The sequence below is a fragment of the Nocardioides sp. genome (genome assembly GCF_041600255.1).
Classification (GTDB): Bacteria; Actinomycetota; Actinomycetes; order Propionibacteriales; family Nocardioidaceae; genus Nocardioides.
In genome coordinates, this window is record NZ_JBFIKK010000211.1 from 1 (window position 1) to 3,589 (window position 3,589).

At 69.8% G+C, this 3,589-nt stretch carries 5 protein-coding genes; 1 reads left to right on the forward strand and 4 read right to left on the reverse strand.

Translation table 11 applies throughout. The features are described 5' to 3' along the window. Positions 1-199, reverse strand: a 199-nt coding sequence (locus tag ABZE72_RS16305) for a hypothetical protein (protein WP_372730088.1), incomplete at its 3' end; no start/stop codon positions are given. A gap of 103 nt (positions 200-302) precedes the next feature. Then, positions 303-758, reverse strand: a complete 456-nt coding sequence (locus tag ABZE72_RS16310; RefSeq protein WP_372730089.1) for a S8 family serine peptidase — start codon at positions 756-758, stop codon at positions 303-305. A 473-nt stretch (positions 759-1,231) separates the two neighbouring features. Between ABZE72_RS16310 and fadD1 the strand changes: the two genes are divergently transcribed. Continuing rightward, on the forward strand, positions 1,232-2,800 hold the full coding sequence (gene fadD1, locus ABZE72_RS16315) for a fatty-acid--CoA ligase FadD1 (RefSeq protein ID WP_372730090.1): 1,569 nt from the start codon (positions 1,232-1,234) through the stop codon (positions 2,798-2,800). 29 nt (positions 2,801-2,829) lie between these two features. On the opposite strand, the gene ABZE72_RS16320 is transcribed toward fadD1, so the two are convergent. Both ABZE72_RS16320 and ABZE72_RS16325 read right to left on the reverse strand, forming a co-directional pair. After that, entirely contained in the window at positions 2,830-3,165 is a 336-nt protein-coding gene (locus ABZE72_RS16320) for a hypothetical protein (protein WP_372730091.1), read from the reverse strand. Between the two features lie 117 nt (positions 3,166-3,282). Beyond that, on the reverse strand, positions 3,283-3,589 hold a 307-nt coding region (locus tag ABZE72_RS16325), incomplete at its 5' end, for a hypothetical protein (RefSeq protein ID WP_372730092.1).

Sequence of the window (3,589 nt, forward strand, 5' to 3'; positions counted from 1 at the left end):
CGACCGGCACCTCGGTCTGCCCGAACCCCGGGTCGTAGGCCATCGCCGCGTCCGCCAGCGAGTCGGTCGAATGCATGCCCGCCCACGCCACCGCGGCCTGCAACAAGTTCGCCTCGGCAGCGTCGGCGACCGACCGCTGACCTCGCGCGAAGTCGAGCACCGCAGCAGCGGTGTCCACGTCGGCGAGCGTCTCGGTCATGGGTCAATTCCAGCAGCGACCACCGACATTTCGACCCCCGAAACCGGCCGATCTTCCACCATCCGGACAGACCATCACCCTGTGCCACCAAGCGGCGGAGGGCTCAGCTCTTCGCGCGGTGGTAGCGCAGGCTCGCCAGCAGGTCGACCGTGCCGTACTTGATCTCCTTGGGTGCGTCGTCACCGAACTCGTGCGCCGTCTTGCGCAGGGCGTCCTGCCGCTCCTTCGCGTCCGCGCCCGCGGCGATGACCAGCGCCAGCTGTCCGCTGACCTGGGGCGCCGCCATCGAAGTGCCCGCCCACCGGGCGAAACCGCGCGAGGGGACCGACCGGTCCACGCACTCGACTGGCAGGGGCCGCCACGTCGACCCAACTGCCCCAGTTGGCGAACTTCGACACCCCACCACCCCGGACCGACACCGAGGTGACACTGACCACGTGCCTGTGGTCGGCGGGGTAGGCCTCCTTGTCGCGAGCGGTGTTGCCCGCCGCAGCCACCACGTCGACTCGCAGCGCGGCCAGGACGTTCCCGCTCCGGGTCCACAGCTCGCGCGCCCCACCGATCAGCTGCAACGCGCCGTCGAGCTCGCCGCGCTCGGTGAGGATCTTGGCCCGCAGGTAGCGCGCCCGCGCCACGTGCGCTGCGGTGGCGCCACGGTTTCTCCGCCGCTCGACCCAACGAACGATGCGCTCGGCCCGCTGCGGGTGCCGGTGCACCCGAGCTGCGGCGCGGTCCAGCATCGCGGGCAGCAGGCGGTCGGGATGGTCCGTCAGCGGCTCTGGCAACTGCCCCTTCCTCGACACCGCACACGGGCGAGTACCTGCCCGGAGCCCGGGACAACAGTCTTGTCCTCGACTCTTTCGCCGGGCAGTGTCGACTCCGACGGCTCGACCCCCTCGAGTCCGTCAGCCTGGCGGCGGCCGGCGATGTCATCTCCTCCCCGGCACCGCAGGAGGGCCAGCTTCCTTGACCCGACCTGGGTCGACACCTAGATTGACCGGTCGACGAGAACGTGTTCTACCTAGGGGGGTCATGGCCGAGAGTGTCCAGCAGCTGCTGCGCCGCCGAGCCGCGGACGACCGGCCGGGGGTCAGGTACGGCGACCGGGTCTGGTCGTGGCGCGAACACCTCACCGAGGCCTCGACCGTCGCTGCCGCCCTGCTCTCGGTGGCCGACCGGGACCGGCCGTTGCACGTCGGAGTGCTGCTGGGCAACACCCCGGACATGCTGCGAGCCCTGGCCGCTGCCGGGCTCGGCGGCTTCGTGCTCTGCGGCATCAACACCACCCGGCGCGGCGAGAGCCTGGTCGCCGATGTACGTCGTGCCGACTGCCAGATCCTGGTGACCGACGAGGAGCACCGCGGGTTGCTCGACGGGCTCGACCTGACCGGGATCCAGGTGCTCGACACGTCCTCGGAACGGTGGACCGCGCTGCTGGAGGGTGCCGGCGAGCTGGTCCCGTACCGGGAGGTCGAGGCGATGGACACCTTCATGATGATCTTCACCTCCGGCACCAGCGGGGACCCGAAGGCTGTCCAGGTGGCCCACCTGATGGTGCTGTTCGCCGGGCTGAGCCTGGTGGAGAAGTGCCGAGTCACGCCGGAGGACACCTGCTACGTCTCGATGCCGCTCTTCCACTCCAACGCCGTGGTCGCCGGGTGGGCCGTGGCGTTGACGGCCGGGGCGGCGATCGCGCCGGCGACGTTCAGCGCGAGCAGGTTCCTCGAGGACGTCCGCCGCTACGGCGCGACGTACGTGAACTACGTCGGCAAGCCGTTGGCCTACGTGCTGGCCACCCCGGAGCGCGACGACGACGCGGACAACCCCCTGCGGTTCGCCTTCGGCAACGAGGCGAGCGACCGTGACATCGCCGAGTTCTCGCGGCGATTCGGCTGCGAGGTCCGCGACGGCTTCGGCTCCACCGAGAACGCCGTCGTCGTGACGCGTGAGCCGGGCACTCCCCCGGGCTCGATCGGCAAGGGATTGGACGGGGTGGCGGTCTACGACGCGGAGACCGTCACCGAGTGCGCGGTCGCCACCTTCGACCGGCACGGCGCACTGACCAATGCCGACGAAGCGATCGGCGAGCTGGTGAACACCCAGGGCGCGGGCTACTTCTCCGGCTACTACAACGACGAGGCTGCCACCCACGAACGGATGCGGCACGGCATGTACTGGTCCGGCGACCTGGCCTACCGCGACGCCGACGGCTGGATCTACCTGGCCGGACGGACCGCCGACTGGATGCGGGTCGACGGTGAGAACCTGGCGGCCGCGCCGGTCGAGCGGATCCTGCAGCGGTTGCCGGCGCTGAGCCGGGTCGCGGTCTACGCGGTGCCGGACGAGACGGTGGGCGACCAGGTGATGGCCGCGATCGTGCTCACGGACGGCGCGAGCCTCACCCCGGCAGAGCTCGAGCGCTTTTTCGCCGCCCAGGCCGACCTCTCTCCCCGGGCCTGGCCCCGCTACGTGCGGATCGTCGACGACCTGCCCAGCACCGCCACCAACAAGGTGCTGAAGCGGGAACTGGCCGCCGAGGGCGCGACCGCGGGTGGCGGTGTGCTGTGGACCCGCGAGCCACGCGGGACGTCGTACGCCTGATCCAGCGGCCGGTTTGGCACCGACCCACCTCAGCCGTTGCGGCCCTCCTCCTCACCGGTGGGTTCGCGTCCGGTCATCAGGCCGGCATTCGTCGACCCGAACTCGTACAGATAGACCGGGCGCTCTTCCCGCAGCATCTGCAGGATCGAGTCCAACTCACTCAGACTGAAGTGAACGTGGATCGTCTGCGACGTGATGACGGGGTCCGCGAGGTCGGTCCCGTCCGCGAAGAAGTAGGCGTACCCCCGATAGGTGGAGCCCTGGTAGAGGAAGATCCCGGCCACCGCGACGCCCGGGCTGCGATTCGTCGTCGGGCGTGAGGACCAGCGCCGCACAGCGTAGGAGTCGATGTTGTAGGTCGTCATGGGCCATCTCCTTGACGTTGTTCATCGTGGGACCGGCGCCACGACCAGCGGCACCCGTCCCTTCACAGGAGAGCTCCCACACCGCGGGAGATACCGCACCGCGCGGTCGAGCGCGGTTCACTCACCCGTGGTGCTGAACACGCACTCGTCGTAGCCCGCCTCGTACTTCTCCTCGGAGACCGGCACGACGAGGTCGAAGGTGTGGCTCGAGGTGTCGTCGTCGAAGACGAGGACCGTGGAGACGTACCCCGGCAGCACGTCGTCGAGGCTGTCTCGCTGGAGGTGGAAGGAGAGCTCGAGCACGCCGGTCCGCTTCGAGGCGACAGTGAGCCCCTCATGGACCATGCCGCCGCGCTCCGCGTCGAACACGCACTCCTGCTCGTCGGAGTCGATCGAGAAGGCGGTGATCCTGGGCAGGTCGGCC